The sequence below is a fragment of the Rhodoplanes roseus genome (assembly GCF_003258865.1).
GTDB lineage: Bacteria > Pseudomonadota > Alphaproteobacteria > Rhizobiales > Xanthobacteraceae > Rhodoplanes > Rhodoplanes roseus.
In genome coordinates this window covers 1-3,367 of the sequence record NZ_NPEX01000439.1, presented here as the reverse complement: position 1 = coordinate 3,367, position 3,367 = coordinate 1, and the positions used below count along the sequence as shown (strand labels likewise).

The window sequence follows — 3,367 nt, the reverse complement described above, 5'->3', positions numbered from 1 at the left end:
CGCCAGATAGGCACGGCCCGGATGGTCGACGCCGAGGAAGTTGGCGTGCGAGATCACGTTGAGCGACTGCTCGCCGCCTGCCCCGGACCGCGCCAGCGCGGTCCATCGAACCTGGACGTGAGGACTGATCGCCATGTCGGATCCGTTTATCGGTGAAATCCGTCTGTTCGGCTTTCCCCGGGTGCCGGAGGGCTGGCTCGCCTGCGACGGCTCGGCCGTCCCGATCTCGCAATACGACGCGCTGTACGCCGTGATCGGGACCACCTATGGCGGCGACGGCATCTCGGTCTTCAACGTGCCGAACCTGTGCGGCCGCGTGCCGCTGTCGCAGGGGACGGGCCGCGGGCTGACGCCGCGCGTGCTCGGCGAGATCGGCGGCGCCGAGCAGCACAGCCTGATCGACCAGGAGATGCCGTCGCACAGCCATGCCTTGCTGTCGACCACGAACGCCGGCACGACCGCGACGCCCGGGCCCCAGGTGCATCTGGCGGCCGCGAGCATCGCCAGCGCCAAGCTCTACGCGCCGCAGGCCGATGTCCCGAGCTACGACGTGATGGCGCCGTCCGTCGGCCGCGCCGGCGACGGCCTGCCGCACGACAACATGATGCCGACCCTGACCTGCAGCTACTGCATCTGCTGGTCGGGCGTCTTTCCGTCGCCGGGCTGAAGGCCACCGCGTCACGCCCGCGCGTCCTCGGCGCGCGACGCAAGACCCGGGTCACCGCACTCGCGGCCGGGCGATCTCTCCCAGGGGGTGTCATGTCCGATCCATACATCGGTGAAATCCAGGCCTTCGCCTTCGGCTACTGCCCGGACAAGTGGCTGCCCTGCGACGGACGTCCGCTGCCGATCCAGCGCTACACGCCGCTGTTCAGCCTGATCGGCACCTATTACGGCGGCGACGGTAGGACCACGTTCAACCTGCCGAACCTGGTCGGACGCGTCGCGGTGAGCCAGGGGCAGGGGCAAGGCCTGACGCCGCGCGTGCTCGGCGAGCAGATCGGCGAAGCGGCCGTGACGCTCGTCCAGCCGGAGATGCCGGCGCATACGCACGGGCTGCAGCTCGGCGACCGGAGCGCCACCAACGGCACGGCCGGGCCGACCGCCGGGGCGAGCGTCGCCATCGACCCCGGCTTCAACGGCTTCGTGCCGCCGCCGGCCGACACGACGCTGGCCCTGACGGCGGTCGTTCCGACCGGCGGCTCGCAGGCCCATCCCAACACCCAGCCGACGCTGGCGATGATCTACTGCATCGCCACCGAAGGGATCTTTCCGAGCTTCGGCTGAGCGGCGGGACTCTCGTGGCCGCCGATGTGCCGCGTCTGCGCAGCACGATCGTCGGGGCGCTGCTGCCGGGCGACCCGGCGACGCTCGTTCGCCCCCTGGCGCCCGCGGACGCATCGTTCTGCCGTGCCCTCTTCGATCAGGATCGCGGGGCCCAGCTCGCGCCGCTCGGCGATGCCGCCCTCGTGAGAACGCTGCTGGATCAGCAGTACCGGGCCCAGCAGATCGGCTACGCGCGCGCTTGTCCGAACGCCGAGCACGCCGTGATCGAGCACGCCGGCGTTCCGGTGGGCCGCCTGATCGTCGCTGTCACGGGGGACGCCGTTCATCTCGTCGACATCGTGCTGGCCGTGGCGGCCCGCGGATGCGGCATCGGGACGGACGTGATCGGCCGGCTCGCGCGCACGGCCTCGGCGCGCGGTGCCGCGCGGCTCACCCTCTCGGTGCTGCAGGCCAACGAGCGGGCCCGCCGGCTCTACGCGCGGCTCGGCTTCGTCGCCGTCGCGACGGGGAGCCACGTCGCCATGGTCAAGCTCCTGCCGTGACGGCGCCCGGCGCGCCGGCGGCCGTCAGCCTTTCAGGAACATCACGCCGACCTGGCGCTCGTCGCGGCGGATGATGCGGCAGCGGCGCTGGAACAGCAGCAGGAACTCGCCCGGCATCTCGACGCCGTTGCTGACCGTCAGTCGCGCTCCGCCGGCCGAGATGTCGCTGATCATGCAGTTCTGCAGGGAGGAGCCGTCGCACGGATCGAAGAACGCCGGATAGTGCACCTCGAAGCGGGGGCTCCGGCGGAGCTCCCGCAATCTGCTCTGCTGCTGACGAAAGAACACCATGTCGGGCCCCGTGCGGACGGCGTCGCCATGCGCGACGCCGTGCTGGGGCGCGATTGTCGGGTCGCCGCGCTAAGTCGCGGCAAAGAGCGACGCTACGATTTCGACGAGTTTTTTTCCGACAATGCGAATGGTTTCACAGCTTGAGCTGGCGCGCGATCTCGACGGCGGCCTGGCGCTTGGCGGCCGTCTCGCTGTCGAGCGTCTGCTCGGTGCGGCCGATCTCGGCGAGGCGATCCTCCTGGGCCTTCAGCGTGTCCAGATAACGTCGGCCCAGATCCGTGCCGGCGCCGACCGACTGGAGATTTCGGCGCAGCCGCTCCTGGTCCTCGCCGATGCGCTTGCGCTCGGTGTCGAGCCGGGCCCGCTCGGACCGCGCCCGGTTGATCTCGCCGACCAGCGCGCCGAGCTTCAGCACGGTTTCCTTCACGGCCGGCGTCTCGTTCTCGAGCCCGCGGATGCGGGCGAGAATCTCCTCCGGCGCGTAGTCGGTCAGCATCACGGTCTGGCGGTCGGTGCGCTCCAGCACCAGCGACGCCTTGGTGGTCTGCCCCTTCGGCGCCTTCACGGTGGCGCGGAAGCGCGTCGGCGTCTCCTCGACGTCCTTGCTCTCGGCCGCCGGCGTCCAGCCGTCGGCGCGCGCCTCCTCGATGACGATCTCGCGGTCCTCGTCGGCCGGCGGCGTGATCTCGTAGGCGATGGTGCGACGTGACTTGGTGGTCAGCGTCAGCTCGCCGTTGACGGCCTTGCCGAGCGTCGTGCGGCGCACGCCCAAATCCTCGCGGCGGATGTCGGTCTTGGCGTCGAGCGCGAAGGTCACGTACTTGAAGGTGCCGCGGGCGAGCAGCGGGAGCTGCGCATCGCCGACGAAATTGGCGCTGCCGTCGGTGCCGCCGTCGAAGGCGGTGACGATGCCGGCCGGAAGGCTGGTGTCGCCGTCGTTCCTCAGCCGCACGGCGGCGAGCGGCCGCCGCGCCGAGGTCTCGGGCTGATAGAGCCAGGTGCGGGTCGCCGCGATCTCGCGATCGACGAACGGCACCATCACGGTGTGGCCGGTCGCGACCGAGACCTTGGCCGGGAAGCGGTAGAGAAGCTGGGTCGCCGCCTCCTCGGCCTCGGCCGCCTGGGCGGCGCTGCCGATCGTGTCGGGCACGGGCGGCGGCGCCGCCGCCGGCGCGGCGAGTGCCGGCGCGAACGGCCGCTGCATCTGCCCGACCTGCGGCGCCATCATCATCTCGCGCCGCACCAGC

Annotated in this window: 5 protein-coding genes and 1 pseudogene; 3 read left to right on the top strand and 3 right to left on the bottom strand. The window is 71.1% G+C overall.

Going from position 1 to position 3,367, the window contains the following annotated elements; translation table 11 throughout:
• Nucleotides 1-135, bottom strand: a 135-nt coding sequence (locus CH341_RS36345; RefSeq protein WP_342635046.1) for a hypothetical protein, incomplete at its 3' end; no start/stop codon positions are given.
• On the opposite strand from CH341_RS36345, the gene CH341_RS29730 reads away from it, so the two are divergent.
• The 3 genes from CH341_RS29730 (at nucleotide 134) to CH341_RS29720 (ending at nucleotide 1,829) form a co-directional block, all read left to right on the top strand.
• Nucleotides 134-667 (top strand): phage tail protein, encoded by a 534-nt coding sequence (locus CH341_RS29730; protein WP_111423004.1) that lies wholly within the window; start codon nucleotides 134-136, stop codon nucleotides 665-667. The two genes, CH341_RS36345 and CH341_RS29730, sit on opposite strands and share 2 nt — an antisense overlap.
• A gap of 92 nt (nucleotides 668-759) precedes the next feature.
• Nucleotides 760-1,287, top strand: coding sequence for a phage tail protein (locus CH341_RS29725; protein ID WP_111423002.1), 528 nt, complete (start codon nucleotides 760-762; stop codon nucleotides 1,285-1,287).
• A 14-nt stretch (nucleotides 1,288-1,301) separates the two neighbouring features.
• The gene (locus CH341_RS29720) at nucleotides 1,302-1,829 is read left to right on the top strand and encodes a GNAT family N-acetyltransferase (protein WP_170149866.1); all 528 of its coding nucleotides are present in this window, start codon (nucleotides 1,302-1,304) and stop codon (nucleotides 1,827-1,829) included.
• Nucleotides 1,830-1,853: 24 nt separating this feature from the next.
• Here CH341_RS29720 and CH341_RS29715 read toward each other — a convergent pair whose 3' ends face one another.
• Nucleotides 1,854-2,120, bottom strand: coding sequence for a PilZ domain-containing protein (locus CH341_RS29715; RefSeq protein WP_111422997.1), 267 nt, complete (start codon nucleotides 2,118-2,120; stop codon nucleotides 1,854-1,856).
• A gap of 133 nt (nucleotides 2,121-2,253) precedes the next feature.
• Nucleotides 2,254-3,367 (bottom strand): annotated as a pseudogene (locus CH341_RS34595) (DUF4139 domain-containing protein); the annotation flags it as partial.

What these genes read in the sequence shown, in the direction of transcription:
- CH341_RS29730 (WP_111423004.1), top strand. Translation starts at nt 134, where the DNA reads ATGTCGGATCCGTTTATCGGTGAAATCCGTCTGTTCGGCTTTCCCCGG.
- CH341_RS29725 (WP_111423002.1), top strand. Translation starts at nt 760, where the DNA reads ATGTCCGATCCATACATCGGTGAAATCCAGGCCTTCGCCTTCGGCTAC.
- CH341_RS29715 (WP_111422997.1), bottom strand. Translation starts at nt 2,120, where the DNA reads ATGGTGTTCTTTCGTCAGCAGCAGAGCAGATTGCGGGAGCTCCGCCGG.